Source organism: Rubrivivax sp. A210, from assembly GCF_904426505.1.
In the GTDB taxonomy this organism is placed as follows: Bacteria; Pseudomonadota; Gammaproteobacteria; order Burkholderiales; family Burkholderiaceae_C; genus Rubrivivax.
Genome location: NZ_CAJGBN010000001.1, coordinates 659242 through 677281 on the forward strand (window position 1 = coordinate 659242; position 18040 = coordinate 677281).

An 18040-nucleotide genomic window follows, 5' to 3' on the forward strand; every position below is an offset into this window, starting at 1 on the left:
TTTCAGGTCTTGGCGGCCTCGCCGTGCAGCCCCGCGCCGGCGGGGCCTGCAACCAGTCCATCGCGCGGCGCCAGCAGCGCCACCGCGGCCGAGAAGCTCAAGAAGGCCAGCGCCGTGCTGAGCAGCACGATGCGCGCGATGCGCCCGGCGTCGGCGCCAAAGCGCTCGGCCAGCATGGGCACGTTGCTGGCGCTGGGCAAGGCCGCCACCAGGGCCAGCACGGTGATGGCAAAGCCGTCCAGTGCCGCGCCGCCGGCCGCGGCGGCGCGCGCCACGCCCAGCACCAGCAGCGGATGGACGACGAGCTTGTAGGCGACGACCAGCCCCACATCGCTGCGCCTGCCGGCAGCGGCGGCAACCACGGTATCCGCCCGCTGCCGCAGATGGGCGCGCGCCAGCACCGCGCCCAGCGTGAACAGGGCCACCGGCGATGCCGCATCGGCCATCATGGCCACGGGCCGGATCAGCAAAGTCGGCAACGCAATGCCGGTGGCTGAGACCAGGCAGCCCAGGCCTATGGCCCAGGGCAGTGGATTGGTCGCCATCCCCTTGAGCGCATTGAGCACGGCGCGCCCGGCGCCGTGCGTGTGGCCGGGGCTCACGCGCGACAGCGCGATGCACAGCGACGAGGTGACCACCATGTCCAGCGCCAGGGCCAGGATGGCCGGCGCCGCGGCGCGCTCGCCCAGCAGCTTCACCAGCAGCGGCACGCCCATGAAGCCGGAATTGGGGAATGCCGCCACCAGCGCGCCAAAGGCGGCATCGTTCCAGCCCGTGGCGCCGCGGCGGGTGGTTGCCACGCACAGCGCCACCATCAGCAGCGCGCACACCAGGTAGACGCCAAAAAGGCCGGGATCGGCCATGCGCGCGATGGGCGTGGCGGCGCCAAAGCGGAACAGCATGCAGGGCAGCGCGAAGAAGAGGACGAAGCTGTTGAGCCCGGGGATGGCATCCAGCGGCAGCCAGCGCAGGCGCGTGGCGGCATAGCCGCACAACACCAGCGCGAAAAAGGGAAAGGTGACCTCGAAGATGTTCAGCACGGCTGCACGCGGCCTGGGTTCAGCCCTCAGGCTAGCAGCATCGGCGGCTGCCATCGTCCACAAGCCGCGCTCAAGGCAACTGGTGCAGCACCAGCGGCAGCACCGCCGTGGCGCCGGCCTCGCGCAGCAGCGCGGCGGCCACCGTCATCGTCCAGCCGCTGCGGTAGCGGGCATCGACCAGCAGCAGCGGCCCGGCCGGCAACTCAAGCTCGGGCCGCAGCGCCAGGGCCTTGAGCAGGGCTGCCACCTTGGCGCCCGAGGCCACATCGGCGTCGGGCGCCGAGCCCGTCAGGCACAGCGCGTCGAGCAGCGGCAGCCGGCCCACGGCCGCCACATGCGCGGCCAGCGATTGCACGAGCTGCGGGCGCTGCGCCGAGGGTATGGCCACCACGGCCACCGGCCGCTCGCCCCAGCTGCGCCGCCAGCGGCCCAGCACGCCGACCACGCCGTCCAGCACCGGCTGCGGCGCCGGGCCGTCGGGCGCGGCGAACAGCGGCCGCAGCGCCTCGGCCCAGCCGGGATCGTCGGCAAAGGCCAGCGCCCTGCCCTCGCTGCAGCCGCTGATGCGGCCCTTGCGCCGGCCCCCGGCCGGCCAGAGCTTGCGCGGCGCTATCACCACGTCCTGGCCGCGGGCGTAGGCGCGCGCCGCCTCGACGCGCGCCGCGCCCGGCCGCGCGCCCGGGCCCGGAAGCCGGCCGGTGCAGACGCTGCAGCGCCCGCAGTCGCTGGGCGATGGGTCGTCCAGCGCCTCCTGCAGAAAGCGCATCAGGCAGCCCTGGCCGGCGGCAAAGGCCCGCATCAGGCCGGCCTCGCGCTCGCGCACCCGGGCCAGGGCCTGCCAGCGTTCGGCATCGAAGACCCAGGGCTTGCCGGTGAGCGCCCAGGCCGTGCCTTCGCGCCGCACCACCTCGTCGACGGCCAATATCTTGAGCAGGCCTTCGAGCCGGCCGCGGCGTATCGCGGTGGCGTTCTCAAGCTCCAGCAGCGACTGCGGCCCCGCGGCCAGCGCGCCGAGCATCTTGCCGACGCGCACCTCGTCGGGCACGCCGGCGGTCGCGAAATAGGCCCAGATGGCCTCGTCGGTCTCGGCCGGCAGCAACACCGCCACGGCCTCATCCAGCGCGCGGCCGGCCCGCCCCACCTGCTGGTAGTAGGCCACCGGGGATGCGGGCGAGCCGACGTGGATGCAGAAGGCCAGATCGGGCTTGTCGTAGCCCATGCCCAGTGCCGAGGTCGCCACCACGGCCTTGAGCGTGTTGCCGCGCAAGGCGTCTTCGATGCCCTGCCGCACCGCGGTCTCCAGGCCACCGTGGTAGGCCGCCACGTCAAAGCCGCAGGCGCGCAGAAAGCCCGCCAGGCGCTCGGTCTCGGCCACCGTCAGCGCATAGACGATGCCCGAGCCGGCAAACGCGGCCAGCGCATCGGCGACCCAGGCGTAGCGTTCCAGCGCCTGCAGCCCGGGCACGACGGCCAGTTGCAATGAAGAGCGCGCCAGCGAGCCGCGGAAGGTGAGCGTCTGCGGGCCCAGCTGGGCCGCGATGTCCAGCGTCACGCGGCTGTTGGCGGTGGCGGTGGTGGCCAGCACCGGCGTGTCGTCGCCAATGGCCAGCAGCGTCTTGGCCAGGCGCTGGTAGTCGGGGCGGAAGTCGAAGCCCCAGTCGGAAATGCAATGGGCCTCGTCGATGACCACCAGGCCGGCCGCAGCCAGCAGGCCGGGCAGGCGGCGCGCGAAGCCGGCATTGCCCAGGCGCTCGGGCGAGACCAGCAGCACGTCGAGGCTGTCGCCGGCGATGTCCGCGAAGACCGCGTCCCAGTCTTCGAGATTGGTGGAGTTGACCGTGGCCGCCCGCAGCCCGGCCTGGGCCGCGGCCGCCACCTGGTCGCGCATCAGCGCCAGCAGCGGCGAAACGATGAGTGTGGGCCCCTTGCCCGCGGCGCGCAGGGCCGAGGTCGCGGCCCAGTACACCGCCGACTTGCCCCAGCCCGTGGCCTGCACGACGAGCACGCGTGCGCGTTGCTCCACCAGCGCCGCCACCGCCGCGGTCTGGTCGTCGCGCGGGCGCGCCGCCGGCCCCGCCATCGCGGCAAGCACCTGGCGCAGATGGGTGTCGGCGAGGCTCACGCGCGCATTGTGGGCCGTGCCGCAAGGCGCGGCGCCTGTGTAGCATGCCGCGGCGAGGCCAGGCGCGACGCGTCGGGGCCGCCGCCCCCAATGCTGCCCATCTGAGCAGGACGAGGAGAAGACCATGGATGAGCCCGGAGGCCGCACACCCATCGACGTGACGGCCCAGGACGAGGTGCAGAGCCGCGTCGTGGCCGAGATGGACGGCTCGCTGCCCACTGGCGGCATGGTGCCGCGCACGCCCATCCACGCCTTCGCCCGCACGCCGCCCGATCTGTCGTTCGCGCCGCTGCGGCCCGAGCTAAGTCCCGTGCGACGGGACATCGATCTGGGCGGCCTGCTGGCCTTTGCGATCGACGAGCTGATGACAGCGGCCGAGGCCGACGCCATCATCCGGCGCGCCGAGCAGCTGGGCTTCCGCGACGAGGCGCCCGGCATCCAGACGCCGCCCGGCATGCGCATGAACAAGACCGTGCACTGGGTGGCCGACGATCAGCTGCTGGGCCCGATCTTCGAGCGCATGCGCCACCTGCTGCCGCCCGAGATCGACGGCGAGGCGCTGCATCCCCGGCTCAGCCACCGCATCAACATGTACCGCTACGACGCGGGCGATGTCTTCAACCGCCACATCGACGGCGACTGGCCCGGCTTCGGCCTCGACCCCGAGCGCCGCCGCATGCTGCAGTGGCCGGCGCTGCGCTCGAAGCTGACCATGCTGCTCTACCTCAACGATGCCGGCGATGGCGTGCGCGGCGGCAGCACGCGCCTGTACGGGCGCGGCACGACGGTGGTCGAGGTCCAGCCCCGCAAGGGCGCGGCGCTGTTCTTCCGCCACGGCTTCGGCCCGTTCTCGGTTTCCCACGTCGGCAGCCAGGTGGGTGCCGGCGAGCCCAAGTACGTGGCCCGGATCAACGTGCTGTACGGCTGACGGTGGCGCTCAGGCGGCGATGCGGAAGGCCGACAGGGCCTCGCCCAGCTGCTGCGACTGACCCTGGAGCGACTGGGCCGCAGCCGCCAGTTGCTCCACCAGCGCCGCGTTCTGCTGCGTCATGGTGTCGATGCGCGCCACCGCCTGGTGGACCTGGCCGATGTCGCCGCTCTGCGACTGCCCGGCCTGGGCGATGTGGCCTATCAGCTCGGCAGCGCGGTTGACGCTGTCGCGTATGGCCTGCATGTTCTGGCGCGCATCGCCGACCAGGCGCGTGCCGCTCTCGACCTTGGCGGTCGAATCGGTGATCAGCGCCTTGATCTCGCGCGCCGCCACCGAGCTGCGCTGGGCCAGGCTGCGCACTTCGGAGGCCACGACGGCAAAGCCGCGCCCCTGCTCGCCGGCCCGCGCCGCTTCCACCGCGGCATTGAGCGCCAGGATGTTGGTCTGGAAGGCAATGCCGTCGATGACGCCGATGATGTCGACGATGCGGCCCGAACTGGCGCTGATCTCCTGCATGCGGCCCACCACGTCCTGCATCAGGGTGGCGCCCCGTTCGGCGACGGCGGTCGACTGCAGCACCACGTCGCGCGCCTCCTGCGTGTGCCTGGCATTGCTGTCGACCGAGCCTGCCAGCTGCTCCATCGAGTTGCTGGTCTGCTGCAGCTCGCCGGCCTGGCTTTCGGTGCGCGCCGACAGATCGGCATTGCCGGTGGCGATCTCGGCCGAGGCGTTATTGACGCCGTCCACGGTCTGGCGCACCTGGACCAGCGTGCTGCGCAGCTTCTTGCGCATGCCGTTGAGCTCGGCGCGCAACCAGGAAATCTCGTCCTGGCCCGGCGATTCGACCTTGGTCTCGAGGTCGCCACCGGCAATGCGGATCACGCACTGCACCGTGGATTCCACCGAATCCTTGATGCTGGATCGCGTCAGCACCAGGGCGCACAACGAGAACACGGCACCACAGGCTGCCCATGCCGCCAGCGCCGGCAGCACCTCGGCGTGGCCAGAGGCCGCCCACCAGGTGCCCGCCGCCTGCACCACTAGGAAGGTGGTCACCCCGCCATAGCCCAGCGTCACACGCTTGACCAGGCTGACTCGTCGAACCCAACTCATGCTGCCTCCCACCATGGATTCCGGCACCTGATCTTTCGGAACGTGGCGAAGCAGTCTTGAGCCGGGTTAACCCCAGGAAACCAGGCAAGCGTGCGTCTTCACGGCGGGCAGGGCCGCGGCCTGGCGGGGCTTGGCGGGTGCCTGCCGCTTCAAGGTGGGCCCCTGCAGGGCATGTTCCACGGCCATGGCCATGGCCATCGATCTCGACCACCTCATCGTGCCGGCCAGGGACCGGGTCGCCGCCGCGCGGCAGCTGGCCACGCTGCTGGGTGTGCCCTGGGCCGCGCAGGGCGCGGTGGGGCCGTTCTCGCCGGTCTACGTCAGCGACGGCCTCACGCTTGACTTCGACGAATGGGCGGCGCCGACGCCGCAGCTGCATTACTGCTTTCGCGTTGGCCCCGCCGAGTTCGATGCCATCCTCGGCCGCATCAAGGCCGCCGGCATCGCCAACCGAAGCCTGCCCCACGGCACGGACGACCGCCGGGTCAACGCGGCCTTCGGCGGCCGCCTGGTCTATTGGAGCGAGCCCGACGGCCCCTTCGGCAAGCTGCTGCTGTCGCGGCTGCCCGACAAGGGCCTGGTCTCGCTGGGCTTCTGGGACCTGGGCTTCCGCAACGTCGCCAACAGCCGCCGCCCTATCACGCGGGCCGAGGACATGGACGGCCTCAAGCTGCGCGCAATTCCCAACCCGGTCTTTGTCGAGACCTTCAAGGCCATGAAGGCCAACCGGGTGCCGCTGGCCTTTGCCGAGCTGTACGGCGCCTTGGAGGCCCGGGCCGTGGACGGTCAGGAGAACCCCTATGCGGTGATCCTGTCGAACAAGTTCTACGAGGTGCAGAAGTACGTCAGCGCCACCAAACACGTCTACGCCACCAACATCCTGCTGGTGAGCAAGATCTTCTGGGACAAGCTCTCGCCGGCCGAGCAGAAGATCCTCAACGATGCGGCGAATGAATCGCGCGCCTACCAGCGCCAGGTCAGCCGCGCCGCGGCGCAGCGCGCCCAGGGTGAGCTGCAAACGCGGGGCATGCAGTTCAATGCGCCCGCGCCGGCCGAGCTCAGGCGCATGAGCCAGATCGCCAAACCCGTCACCGACAAGCTGGCGGCCACCTACGACCCGTCCGTGCTCAAGCTCTACAACGACGAACTGGCGCGCGTGCGCAAGTAGGCCGGCGGCGCCGAGGCGTGGCCCTTGCGTCCGTGCCGCGCGAGCTTCAGGCGCCGTCCCCGGGTGGTGCCACCGTGGGGCCGGCACCGGCCAACCAGCGGGCGATGCGCTCCGCAATCGCCTCGGGGGCCAGCAGCGCGTCGACGCGCAGCACGCCGGGCTCGCCCAGCGGCGGCTCGAGCGCGTCGAACTGGGTCGCCACCAGGCCGGGCGGGAAGAAGTGCGAGGCCCGCTGCGCGACACGCGCCTGGGCTGCCGCCAGGCTGAGATCAAGCCACGCAAAGCGCAGCCCCGGCGCCGCGGCGCGCAGCCGGCTGCGGTAGGCGGCCTTGAGCGCCGAGCAGGTGAGCACCGCGCCGCCCGGGCGCATTTGAAGCTCGGTGCCAAGGCGATCCAGCCAGTCGGCGCGGTTTGCGTCGGTGAGCGGGATGCCGTCCCGCATCAGGGCGCGATTCGCCTCGGAGTGGAACTCGTCGCCTTCCACCAGCGGCAGGCCCAGCCGCTCGGCGGTGGCGGCCCCCACGCGCGACTTGCCACAGCCCGACACGCCCATCACCACCAGCCTGCTCATGCCCTTGCTCCCGGATGCCGCGGCTCAGTCCGCACGGATATTGTTGGCCTTGACCACGTCGCCCCAGGTCTTGTACTGGCTGCGCGTGAGGGCCCCGAGCTGCTCGGGCGTGCCGCCGCCGGGCTCGTCGCCGCGCTCGAGAATGCCCTTGGTGACGGTGGCATCCTTCAGCGCCGCATTGAGCGCGGTGTTGGCCTTCTTCACGATCTCGGGCGACAAGCCGGGGGGCCCGAACAGGCCGATGAAGGAGATGATGTTGAAGTCCTTGAGCCCGGCCTCGGCGGCGGTGGGCACATCCGGGAAGGCCGGCACGCGCTTGTCGCTGGTCACCAACACGGCCCGCAGCTGGCCCGACTTGATGAAGGGCGCGACGACCGAGGTCGCATCGAACATCGCGTCGAGCCGCCCGGCGATCAGGTCGGTCATGGCCGGGCTGCTGCCCTTGTAGGGCACATGGTTCATCCTGGGGTTGCCCAGCCGCTCGCGCAGCAATTCCATCGTCACATGCGGCAGTGCGCCAACCCCGCCCGTGCCGTAGTCGATGCCCTGGCCGCTCTTGCTCTTGGTGGTGGCGTGGCGCACGAAGTCGGCGTAGGTCTTGATCGGCGACGAAGCCGGCACCGCGAGCACCAGCGCCGACTGCAGCATCACGCCGATGGGGGTGAGCTGGCGCGGATCGACGATGCCCAGCGCCGTGTAGACGTGCGCCGCGATGGTCATCGAGCCGTTGCCGACGAGCAGCTTGTGGCCGTCGGCAGGCGCCTTCATCACGTCGACGGCCGCGAGGTTGCCGTTGACGCCGGCCTTGTTGTCGATGATCACCGGCTGGCCGAGCGCACTGCCCAGCCCCGCCAGCAGCACGCGGCCGGCGAAGTCGGTCTGGCCCCCGGGCGGGTAGCCGACGAGCAGGGTCACGGGCCTGGCCGGCCAGGCGGCCTGGGCCCAGGCCGCCGATGGGGCCAGCGCGGCCAGCGCCAGCGCTGCGGCAGCGAGCAAGCCGCAGCGGCGCGTGGTGGCGAACAAGGGGTCGATCGTCTTCATGAGGTCTCCTGGAAGGGGTGCTCGAAGCGGGCCGGCGACCGGGAAAGGCGCCCGGTGTTCCGGCATGGCTGAAATAGTAGGATAGCGCTATCCCATCGTTGGCTGGCGTTTACCCTGAATCGCACTCAACCCATACTTTGATAGCCAAGTCGATACCCGGTCAGACCCCTGCAGGCCCTGGAGATCACCGGATTTCATAGATGGAATGGAAGGCCTGCCGCTGTCTGCCGGCTCCGGAAATGGAAACCCGCAAGCTGCCGGTGAACCCGCCTGCGCGCACCGTCCGCAACCGGCTTGCGCCGCAGCATCGGATATCGCTATCCTTGCCGACAATCCAACCGGAGCCCCCGCCACCCCATGCCGCCCAGCCCTGCCCGCTCGCGCGCTACCGGCCGCGTCACGCTCGCTGATGTCGCCGCGGCCGCGGGCGTGAGCCCCATCACCGTTTCGCGGGCGCTGCGCGGCGAACGTGCGGTCGATCCCGATCTCGTCGCCCGCGTCAAAGCGGCGGCCCAGCGGCTCGGCTACGTGCCCGATCCGGCTGCGCGGGCGCTCGCCTCGCACCACAGCACGCATGTGGCGCTGCTGATCCCCATGCTGTCGAATGCCTTGTTCGTCGACCTGCTCGAAGCCGTGCAACGCACGCTGCGGCCGGCGGGCTACCAGACGCTGATCGGCGTCACCCACTACGACCCCGGCGAGGAGGAACAGCTGTTGCGCGAGCAACTGCTGCACCGCCCGGCGGGCCTGCTGGTGACCGGGCTGGATCGCAGCGAAGCAACCCGCGCGCTGATCCGGGGCAGCGGCGTGCCCTGCGTACACCTGATGGAAACCTCGACGGCGCCGCAGCTGCACTGCGTGGGCTTTTCCCAGGCCGATGCGGCGGCGGCCATGACACGCCACCTGCTTGGCCGCGGCCACCGCCGCATCGCCTTTGCCGCCGCGCAGCTGGACCCGCGCACCCTGCAGCGGCTGGATGGCTGGCGCCGCGAGATGCGTCTTGCCGGGCTGCATGCGCCCACCCTCGAGTGGGTACACCCGGCACCCTCGTCACTGGCCCTGGGCGCCACGATGTTTGAACAGATCGTCGCCCAGGCGCCGCCGGTGGAGGCGATCTTCTTCTGCAACGATGACCTCGCCCAAGGTGCCCTGCTTGCGGCGCTGCGGCTGGGGCTGTCGGTGCCGAAGCAGGTGGCCGTTGCCGGCTTCAACGACCTCACCGGCAGCGAGCAGATGGTGCCACCCCTGTCCACGGTGCGGACCCCGCGCGCCGCCATCGGCACCGCCGCGGCAGGCATGTTGCTGGCGATGATGCGCGGCGAAGTCCTGGCCGACACCTGCATCGACCTCGGCTACGAGCTCGTCGTGCGGCAGAGCACCTGATGTGACGGCCTGCGCGGGCGCTTGGCAGCGCAGTCATGCGGCGTTCTGCATGCACTTTCTTGGCCAATGCCGCCGCGACAGGAAGCGCCGCCCCCTCCCAGGGCCATGGCGACCACGGCAACGGTGTTTCGGCCATCCGTCTTTCGGCTCCGCGTCCGGACTGCCCTTGCCCGCAAGACCGGCCTCTCCCCTGAGACCGCGGCAGCGGCGGTCCGTGATCGGCAGTCGAAACAGGAAGGACAGTCAAGGCGGCAGCCCGGCCGAAGAGATGCAAATGGCGCTGGCACCCGCGTTATTGGGCCCGGCGAGCCGCAACTGTTGGATCAACCAACCGGCGCCAGGCCTCCAGAGCGCCGGACGCGCAGCATCGCCAATGCCACGCATGCGGCACTGCCCCAGCAGCGATGACCCGGCCGCCATCCCGCGCGAGAAACTTACCGTCGAACTGAGGTGAGGGCGACCGGCCCTTGGTCGAGAACGGGGTCCGCGCACGTTCTTCCCCAATCGTCGTGATGAAGCGACGCTGCCTCACGAGTAGCGTCAGCCCGCCATGCAAATGGCCTTCGGCTCACCCCGAATGCATCGTCGTCGGGACGGCTTCATCCACCGTGTGCAGTGACACACCCTTTCGCCGGGCCGCGCCATCAACGGTCCGAAATCCGTCAAGGAGGCCTCAGTGCCAGCAACCCTCAGCTACCCGGGCGTTTACATCGAAGAAGCGCCCAGTGCCGTTCGAACCATCGTCGGCGTGGCCACCTCGATTGCAGCCTTCGTCGGGCGCGCTCCACGCGGGCCGGTCGATTGGCCCGTGGTCATCAACAGCTATGCAGACTTCGAGCGCAGCTTCGGCGGCCTGTGGATGCGCAGCACCCTGGGCTTTGCGGTGCGGGCCTTCTTCCTCAACGGCGGCACGCAGGCCGTGGTGGTGCGGCTGTTCGGCACCACGGCCGCCGGGGCGGTGCTGGACAACGCCAGGGCAACGCAGCAGGCGGAAGACGGCGCCAGCGCGGTGGCCGATGCCGCCACGGCGGCGCTGGCCGCGGCCGGGGCCAGCGCCGCCAGCGTCGCCCTGGCGGTGAACCAGGCCGCGGCTGCGGCTGCCGCAGCCGGCCCGGCGGCCACGGCCGCGGCCCGGGCGGTGGCCCTGGCTGCCACCAAGGTGGCACTGTCCAGGGACGTGCGGCCCACACCGCAGGCCGTGGCCACGGCCGCCACGCAGGCACAGGCCGCCGCGGTGCTGGCAGCCGTGGCGGCCACGCCCACGCTCAGCGGCCGCGCCCGCCTGAAGGCTGACACGCTGGAACTGGAAGCGGCCGACCCCGGGGCCTGGGGCAACTCCCTGCGTGTGCGCATAGACCACGACGTCGACCCCGCGCTGCTGGGCCAGGCCTTCAACCTGACCGTGCGCGACCCGCTGGCCAACATCACCGAGTTGTTCAGGAACGTCACCGGCCACGACGGCCCGCGCCGACTCGACCGTGTGCTGCTCAGCGGCTCGCGCCTGGTGCGGGTGCCCACGGGCGCCCAGGTGCCCCTGGCCGCGCCCGCGCCGCACAGGCAGCCCGCCAACGGACAGGACATCTGGAAGCTCGACACCCTGTCCAGTGGTGCCAGCGCGCTCAGCGACGACGGCAGCTGGCTCACGCTCGATGACTTCGTTGGCGCCGGCAAGGACGACAGGAAGCAGGGCCTGTACGCGCTGCGCCGCGCGAACCTGTTCAACCTGCTGTGCATTCCGCCCTACCTGGACCCGGGCGCCGGCGCCAGCAACAGCCAGGACATCGACAGCGACCTGCTGCCGAAGGCGCTTCAGTTCTGCGCCGAGCGGCGCGCGCTGATGATCGTGGATCCGCCCTCGGCCTGGGCCGACACCGCGGCCGCCATCGACGGCATCGATGCCTTTCGCGGCCCGAACGTCAGCAACGCCGCCTTCTACTTTCCGCGCGTGCTTCAGCCCAACCCCTTGCGCGAAAGCCAGCTCGAAGCCTTTGCCGCCAGCGGCGCCGTGGCAGGCGTGATGGCGCGCACCGATGCCACACGCGGGGTCTGGAAAGCCCCCGCGGGACTGGAAGCCAGTATCGGCGGCGTGCAGCAGCTGGCGCTGGCACTGGGCGACGGCGAGATCGGGCAACTCAACCCGCTGGGCATCAACTGCCTGCGCTCGACGCCGGTCTCAGGCTTCTGCGTCTGGGGCGCGCGCACGCTCGATGGTGCCGACCAGGCCGCGTCGCAGTGGAAGTACGTGTCGGTGCGGCGCACGGCGCTGTTCATCGAAGAGAGCCTGTTCCGCGCCACGCAATGGATCGTCTTCGAGCCCAACGACGAACCGCTGTGGTCGCAGATCCGCCTGAACATCGGCGCCTTCATGCATGGCCTGTTCAGGCAGGGCGCCTTCCAGGGTGCTTCGCCCAAGGACGCCTACTTCGTCAAGTGCGACAAGACGACGACGACGCAGGATGACATCAACCGCGGCATCGTCAACATCATCGTCGGCTTCGCGCCGCTGAAGCCGGCGGAATTCGTCGTCATCCAGTTGCAACAGATCGCCGGCCAGATCGACGCCTGAGGAGCATTCCCATGAGCACCGAATTCGTCCAGAACGCCCAACGCGTGGACCCGTACAAGAACTTCAAGTTCCGCGTGATGTGGGACAACCGCGTCGTCGCCGGCGTCAGCAAGGTCAGCGGCCTCAAACGCACGACCGAGGTCATCAAGCACCGCGTGGGCGGCGACCCCAGCAGCAGCCGCAAGTCGCCCGGACGCACCGAGTACGAGGCCATCACACTGGAGCGGGGTGTCACACACGACCCCGACTTCGAGAACTGGGCCAACAAGGTCTGGACCGTGCGTTCGGGCGCTGCCACCGAAGTGTCGCTGCAAGACTTCCGCAAGAACCTGGTCATCGAACTGCTGAACGAGTCAGGTCAGAAAGTCATCGCTTACCAGATCTTCAATTGCTGGGTCTCGGAATACCAGGCCATGCCCGACCTGGACGCCAACGCCAATGCAGTGGCCATCCAGCATCTGAAGATCGAGAACGAAGGCTGGCAGCGCGACGAAGCGACGACCGAGCCCACCGAACCGAAGTTCGGCACGCCGGCCTGACCAGGCTCAGCGGTGGACACGCAGGCACTGCTCGAGGCCTGGGAAGCCGGGCACCGCCTGAGCCCGCAAGGCTGGGCCCTGGCGCTGTTGGCGTTGGCCCGGCCCGACCAGGAGCACGAAGCGCTGGCCGCGCTGAGCGTGGGTCAGCGCGACGCGCGTCTGATCGCGCTGCGCAACGCGCTGTTCGGCAGCGCGCTGTCGGTGGTCGAACGCTGTCCGCAATGCCAGGAAGAACTTGAAGTGGAGATGGACGCGCAGCCCCTTGTGCTGCCACCCTCGCCCGCCGCGCAAGAGCGCCACGAGTTGCAAGCCGAGGGCTGCATGCTGGGCTTCCGGCTGCCCAGCGCCGGCGACCTGCTGGCAGCCTCGGCGTGCGGCGATGTCGACGCAGCGCAGCGCCTGCTGCTCGGCCGCTGTGTGCTCGCCGCGTCGATGAACGGCGTGGCCATCGCGCCCGCGGCACTGCCCCAGGCGGCGCTCGCGGCGCTGTCTGACCGCATGGGCGAACTCGACCCGCAGGCCGACCTGCGGCTGCGCCTGCACTGCCCTTGCTGCCGCCACGACTGGCCCGTGGCTTTCGACATGCTGCCGTTCCTGTGGCGCGAGATCGATGCCTGGGCACGGCGGCTGCTGCATCAGGTGCATGAACTGGCCGCCGCCTACGGCTGGGCCGAGCGCGACATCCTGGCGATGAGCCCGACACGCCGCCAGGCCTACCTGTCGATGTCGGTGGCGTGAAGTGGACCCGAGATGAGCGACTACCTGCACCAGCTGGCGGCCCGCGCCATCGGCACCCTGGCCGTGGCGCAGCCGCGTGTGGCACCCCTGTTTGCCGAAGCTGCTGCAGACCCCTTTTCGGTACAGACTTCGGTGGATGTGGGCGAAGCGCCCGGCGCGGAGGCTGCGCCGGCGGTGGGTGTGGCTCCAACCGCTCCACCCGCATTTCCCGCAGTGCCTGCATTGCCCGCAATGCGCGCATCACCCGCATCACCCGCATCACCCGCACTACCCGCATTAGCCGCATTGCCCACGTTACCCGCGCCCACCGTGTCAAGCGCGCCATGGGAACTGGGGCGGCGGGCCTCGCAGCCTTCACGGCCCTCGCGCCCCGACCACAGGGCCGTGGCTGCGGCCAGCGCGAACGATGTCCGGGCCAGGGCCATCGCGGCCTCCCCGACAAGCCCCGCCGCGGAGGATCCTCCTGCTGCGCTGCAGGCCAGCGTTGACACCATCATCGCGCCCGACACGCAGCGGCAAGGCCCGGAGCCGGCACGGCTTGCGCGGGCTCCCATCGCGCCCGTCGCCGCCACCGCGGCGCAGGCCCGAGAGGAACAGGCGCCCCGGCACCCGGCTTCGGCAGCGCGGCAACTTTCCACGCCGGCGGCGGGGCCCATGGCCGCGTCCCACCCGGGCCGGCCCGCTGCGGTGGCGGCGCGAGAGACCCTGCACTTTGAAAGCCGGCCTGGCAGCGACACAACCACCACCCAGCACCGGCCCATGCAGGCTCCAGTGCGCGCCCAACCCAGCGCCGTGTCGGCCACGCCCGCGCGCAGCCCGGCGCCTGCAATCACGCCCGCAATCGCCCTTTTTGCACCCAGCGCACCCAACGCACTCAACGCACCCAGCGACCACACGCAGGCCGTGCCCACGCCCGCCCGTGCGCCGGCGGTGGCAAGGCAGTTGCAGCCGCGGCCAGCACCCGCCACCGAACGCGATGCGCGCGCCGCGCCCGCAAGCCCGCACCCCCCGGGCCTGGACGCGACGGCGCCCATCGCCCTTCTGACACAGCGCCAGCCCCCCGCCGCGCGGCCGGCGGCGCCCGTGGCCGGCCGGCACGAACGCTCCGCCCCCGCTCCCACCATCCACGTCAGCATCGGTCGCGTCGAGGTGCGCGCCATGCCCGCCGCCACAGCCGCGCCCGCGCGGGCCGCCGCCACGCCCACCACCACGCCGCTGGAGCGCGTGCTTCAACGGCGCGGCCAGCGAGACGACCGATGAGTGATTTCCGCGCCATCGCAGCCGTCACCCGCACCTTGCACCAGTTGCTGGACCAGGGCGTGCAGACGGCAGACAGCATCGACCTGGCCGGCACGGTGGTCACCACCCTGCCGCTGGACAAGGCGCGCGACGACGCGGCCAACGGCAACCAGCTCAACCTCTTCCTTTACCAGACCCTGCCCAACGCCGCCTGGCGCAACCGCGACATGCCGGGCCAGACGCGGCCCGGTGAAACAGGCCCGCCGCCGCTGGCGCTGAACCTGCACTACCTGATCACGGCCTTCGGCAAGGACAACGACAGCACCCAGCCCTTCAGCCACCAGTTGCTCGGGCGCGCGATGAGCGTGCTGCACGACCACCCGGTGCTGTCGCCCGAGGAGATCGCCAACGCCTTTGCCGGCAGCAAGCTCGAGAACCAGATCGAGCCCGTGCGCCTGACCTGGCAGCCGCTGCCGGTGGAAGACATCTTCAAGCTCTGGTCGGGCTTCCAGACGCAGTACCGGCTGTCGGTGGCCTACGAGGTGTCGGTGGTGCTCATCGAAAGCACGCGGCGCACACGCGCGCCGCTGCCCGTGCTGGGCCGCGGGAGGGACGACCGGGGTGTGCAGTCGCAGGCCAGCCCCGTGCCGGCCTACCCCACCATCGACAGCCTCACCGTGGCCGGCCCTGCCGCGGCCGCGGAAATGGGCCAGTCCATCACGCTCGTCGGTCATCACCTGGATGGTCAGCCGGTGCAGGCCTGGTTCCGCCACCGCCTGCTGCCGCAGCCGCTGACGCTGGCCGTGGCCCCACAGGCCGTGGCCGGCGGGACGGTGGACGTGGTGCTGCCGGCCGACGGCGCCGCAGCCGACTGGGCGCCCGGCCTGTACGGCGTGACGCTGTCCATCGGCAACGCGGCGCCCAGCCGTGACCGCACCCGCAACAGCAACGAAGTGAGCCTGACGCTGGCACCCAAGATCGTCACCGCCTTGCCGCTGACCGTGCAGCGCCAGGGCGGTGCGGCCCGCATCGAATTGACATGCAGCCCGCCAGTGCTGCCGCAACAGCGCGTGGCCTTGCTGCTGGGCGACCGCGAGCTGCCGGCCGATCCTCACGCGGCCAAGACCGACACCCTCGGCTTCACCATCGACGCGGTCGAGCCGGGCGAGTACTTCATTCGCCTGCGTGTCGATGGCGTGGACAGCGTGCTCGTGGGCCCGGCGGCCCGGCCCGGCGGCCCGCCCACGTTCAAGGACCACAAGGTGGTGATCCGGTGAGTGCCGCCGCGTCCTGGCACGAGGGCAACGCACGCTACCTGGCGGCGGCTACGGCCTGGGTGCGCGCGCTGCTGGAAGCCATGGCCGGCACTCAAGGCGCAGGCGGGGCCGCTGCCGAGCCCGCCGCGCGTGAGATGGCCTTGTGCGAATCGGCGATGGACCCACCGCCCGCACTGGCCATGCTGGCCGAACTGCTGGGCCTGTCCCCCTTCGAGCAGCAGGTGCTGCTGCTGTGCGTGGCGATGGAGCTGGACACCCGCGTCGCCGAGCTCTGCGCGCAGGCGCCGGGCAGCCAGGGCCGCGGCGTGCCGAGCTTCGCGCTGGCGATGGCGATGTTCCCCGATGCCCGCTGGGACGCGATGTCGCCCGAACGCCCGCTGCGCTGGTGGAAGCTGGTGGAGTTGCAGCCAGGGCACGGCACGCCGCTGCTGGGCAGCCCGCTGCGCGCCGACGAGCGCATCGTGCATTACATCAAGGGCCTGAACCACCTCGACGAACGCCTGCTGGCGCTGGTATCGCCGCCGCTGCCCATGCCCGTGCCTCTGGCCCACGATGACGCCGCGCTGCTGCCATCGCAGCAGGCGCAGGTGGCGCGCATCGTGGCGCACTGGCAGCAGACGCCGACCGGCGAACCCTGGCCGGCCTGGAGCCTGCTGGGTGCCGACACGCCGAGCAAGCTGCTTGTCGCCCGACACGCCGCTGCGTTCTTCGGCCGCCGCCTGCATCGCCTGTCGCCGCGCCAGTTGCCCGGCGGCAGCGCCGATCTGGAAATGATCGCCCGCCTGTGGCAGCGCGAATGCATGCTGCTGCCGGTGGCGCTGTTCATCGAACGCGGCGACGACACCGACGGCCCCGGTGCCCAGGCGCCGCTGCATCGCTTTCTGGCGCGCAGCGAAGGCCTGTTCTTCATTGACAGCCGCGATATGCAGGCGCCTGCCGGCCGCCCGTATGCCCACATTGACATCCGCAAGCCCAGCGCCGCCGAGCAGCGCCAGGCCTGGGCCGAAGTGCTGGGGCCGCAGGCCGGTGACCTTCCGGCCAGCCTGGCGGCGCAGTTCAACCTGGACATCGCCAGCCTGCGCCGGCTGGCCCGCCAGACCCCGGTGGACGGGCCCGGTGCCAGCGCCGCACCAACGGCACTGTGGGACGCCTGCCGCGCCAGCGTGCGCCCCGCGCTGGATGCGCTGGCGCAGCGCATCGACGTGCGGGCGCGCTGGCAGGATCTGGTGCTGCCGGCCGAGCAGACCGCCCTGCTGCGCCAGATCAGCGCCCAGGTGCGGCGCCGCGCCGAGGTCTATCACGACTGGGGCTTTGCCCGCCGCATGAACCGCGGGCTCGGCGTCAGCGCCCTGTTCGACGGGCCCAGCGGCGTCGGCAAGACGATGGCCGCCGAAGTCATCGCCAACGACCTGCGGCTGGACCTGTACCGCATCGACCTCTCGTGCGTCATCAGCAAATACATCGGCGAGACCGAAGGCAACCTGCGCCGGGTCTTCGATGCCGCCGAAGACGGCGGCGCCATCCTCTTCTTCGACGAATGCGACGCGCTCTTCGGCAAACGCAGCGAAGTCAAGGACAGCCACGACCGCTTTGCCAACACGCAGACCAACTACCTGCTCCAGCGCATCGAGTCCTACCAGGGCCTGGCCATCCTGGCCACCAACATGAAGAGCGCGCTCGACACCGCCTTCGTGCGGCGCCTGCGCTTCATCATCGACTTCCCCTTCCCCGGCCCCGAACAGCGCCGCGCGCTATGGCAGAAGGCCTTCCCGCCTGACGTGCCGCAAGGCGCACTGGACTGGGCGCGCCTGGGCCGGCTCAACCTGTCCGGCGGCAACATCCACAACGCCGCCCTCGGCGCCGCGTTCGGGGCTGCGGAAGCCGGCACGGCAGTCACCATGGCCCAGGTGCTGGCAGCGGTGCGCACCGAATACCTGAAGCTGGGGCGGCCGGTGAATGCGGCGGACTTTGCACTGCCGGCGGCGGCAGGGGGCGCGTCGTGAACGTCATCCTGCACATCGAGCGGCTGGTGCTGGAGGGGGTGGCGGTGGCGCCAGGGCGAGAGACCGAATTGTGTTCGGTCATCGAGTTCGAATTGACGAAACTCATCCGCGACGAGGGATTGAAGCCTTCCGAGCTTCAGCACCGAGACCTTCGCCGGCCTCTCGGTAGATCGATCAGCACAAGAGCACTGAGTACTCCCGCATCGCTCGGCCCGTCAATTGCGGCATCGATCTACAAGGGGATCGCTCTGTGAGCGTGCATCCGCCTCAGCAGAGGGCGAGCCAGCCATGCCAGCCATCCGCACGGGC

At 70.8% G+C, this 18040-nt stretch carries 15 protein-coding genes; 10 read left to right on the forward strand and 5 right to left on the reverse strand.

Going from position 1 to position 18040, the window contains the following annotated elements; translation table 11 throughout:
- Nucleotides 1–2: 2 nt before the first annotated feature.
- Nucleotides 3–1040, reverse strand: coding sequence for an AEC family transporter (locus tag JMV16_RS02920; RefSeq protein WP_201492636.1), 1038 nt, complete (start codon nucleotides 1038–1040; stop codon nucleotides 3–5).
- A gap of 70 nt (nucleotides 1041–1110) precedes the next feature.
- Complete coding sequence (locus JMV16_RS02925) at nucleotides 1111–3162, reverse strand: DEAD/DEAH box helicase (RefSeq protein WP_236580321.1); 2052 nt, start codon at nucleotides 3160–3162, stop codon at nucleotides 1111–1113.
- Between the two features lie 124 nt (nucleotides 3163–3286).
- Between JMV16_RS02925 and JMV16_RS02930 the strand changes: the two genes are divergently transcribed.
- Entirely contained in the window at nucleotides 3287–4090 is an 804-nt protein-coding gene (locus JMV16_RS02930; protein WP_201492637.1) for a 2OG-Fe(II) oxygenase, read from the forward strand.
- Between the two features lie 9 nt (nucleotides 4091–4099).
- Here the strand turns inward: JMV16_RS02930 and JMV16_RS02935 are convergent, their stop codons facing one another.
- The gene (locus tag JMV16_RS02935) at nucleotides 4100–5206 is read right to left on the reverse strand and encodes a methyl-accepting chemotaxis protein (RefSeq protein ID WP_201492638.1); all 1107 of its coding nucleotides are present in this window, start codon (nucleotides 5204–5206) and stop codon (nucleotides 4100–4102) included.
- Nucleotides 5207–5390: 184 nt separating this feature from the next.
- Between JMV16_RS02935 and dctP the strand changes: the two genes are divergently transcribed.
- On the forward strand, nucleotides 5391–6374 hold the full coding sequence (dctP, locus tag JMV16_RS02940; protein ID WP_201492639.1) for a TRAP transporter substrate-binding protein DctP: 984 nt from the start codon (nucleotides 5391–5393) through the stop codon (nucleotides 6372–6374).
- Nucleotides 6375–6420: 46 nt separating this feature from the next.
- Here the strand turns inward: dctP and JMV16_RS02945 are convergent, their stop codons facing one another.
- Together JMV16_RS02945 and JMV16_RS02950 are read right to left on the reverse strand one after the other, a co-directional pair.
- Nucleotides 6421–6945, reverse strand: a complete 525-nt coding sequence (locus JMV16_RS02945; RefSeq protein ID WP_201492640.1) for a gluconokinase — start codon at nucleotides 6943–6945, stop codon at nucleotides 6421–6423.
- A 24-nt stretch (nucleotides 6946–6969) separates the two neighbouring features.
- Nucleotides 6970–7986 (reverse strand): Bug family tripartite tricarboxylate transporter substrate binding protein, encoded by a 1017-nt coding sequence (locus JMV16_RS02950; RefSeq protein WP_201492641.1) that lies wholly within the window; start codon nucleotides 7984–7986, stop codon nucleotides 6970–6972.
- Between the two features lie 357 nt (nucleotides 7987–8343).
- On the opposite strand from JMV16_RS02950, the gene JMV16_RS02955 reads away from it, so the two are divergent.
- From JMV16_RS02955 to JMV16_RS02990, 8 genes are all read left to right on the forward strand, one after another.
- Complete coding sequence (locus JMV16_RS02955; protein WP_201492642.1) at nucleotides 8344–9369, forward strand: LacI family DNA-binding transcriptional regulator; 1026 nt, start codon at nucleotides 8344–8346, stop codon at nucleotides 9367–9369.
- Nucleotides 9370–10045: 676 nt separating this feature from the next.
- Nucleotides 10046–11935, forward strand: a complete 1890-nt coding sequence (locus JMV16_RS02960) for a phage tail sheath family protein (RefSeq protein WP_236580322.1) — start codon at nucleotides 10046–10048, stop codon at nucleotides 11933–11935.
- A gap of 11 nt (nucleotides 11936–11946) precedes the next feature.
- Nucleotides 11947–12474 carry a phage tail protein gene (locus JMV16_RS02965; RefSeq protein ID WP_201492643.1) on the forward strand — a complete coding sequence of 176 codons (528 nt, stop codon included), beginning with the start codon at nucleotides 11947–11949 and terminating at the stop codon, nucleotides 12472–12474.
- Between the two features lie 12 nt (nucleotides 12475–12486).
- Nucleotides 12487–13212, forward strand: coding sequence for a hypothetical protein (locus tag JMV16_RS02970; RefSeq protein ID WP_201492644.1), 726 nt, complete (start codon nucleotides 12487–12489; stop codon nucleotides 13210–13212).
- A gap of 654 nt (nucleotides 13213–13866) precedes the next feature.
- Nucleotides 13867–14472 carry a hypothetical protein gene (locus JMV16_RS02975; RefSeq protein ID WP_201492645.1) on the forward strand — a complete coding sequence of 202 codons (606 nt, stop codon included), beginning with the start codon at nucleotides 13867–13869 and terminating at the stop codon, nucleotides 14470–14472.
- A complete protein-coding gene (locus JMV16_RS02980; RefSeq protein ID WP_201492646.1) occupies nucleotides 14469–15728 on the forward strand; it encodes a DUF4255 domain-containing protein in 1260 nt (419 codons plus the stop codon). The genes JMV16_RS02975 and JMV16_RS02980 overlap by 4 nt, the downstream gene beginning before the upstream one ends.
- Nucleotides 15725–17731, forward strand: a complete 2007-nt coding sequence (locus tag JMV16_RS02985; RefSeq protein ID WP_236580323.1) for an ATP-binding protein — start codon at nucleotides 15725–15727, stop codon at nucleotides 17729–17731. The genes JMV16_RS02980 and JMV16_RS02985 overlap by 4 nt, the downstream gene beginning before the upstream one ends.
- The gene (locus JMV16_RS02990) at nucleotides 17728–17985 is read left to right on the forward strand and encodes a hypothetical protein (RefSeq protein ID WP_201492647.1); all 258 of its coding nucleotides are present in this window, start codon (nucleotides 17728–17730) and stop codon (nucleotides 17983–17985) included. The genes JMV16_RS02985 and JMV16_RS02990 overlap by 4 nt, the downstream gene beginning before the upstream one ends.
- The last annotated feature ends 55 nt before the right edge of the window (nucleotides 17986–18040 follow it).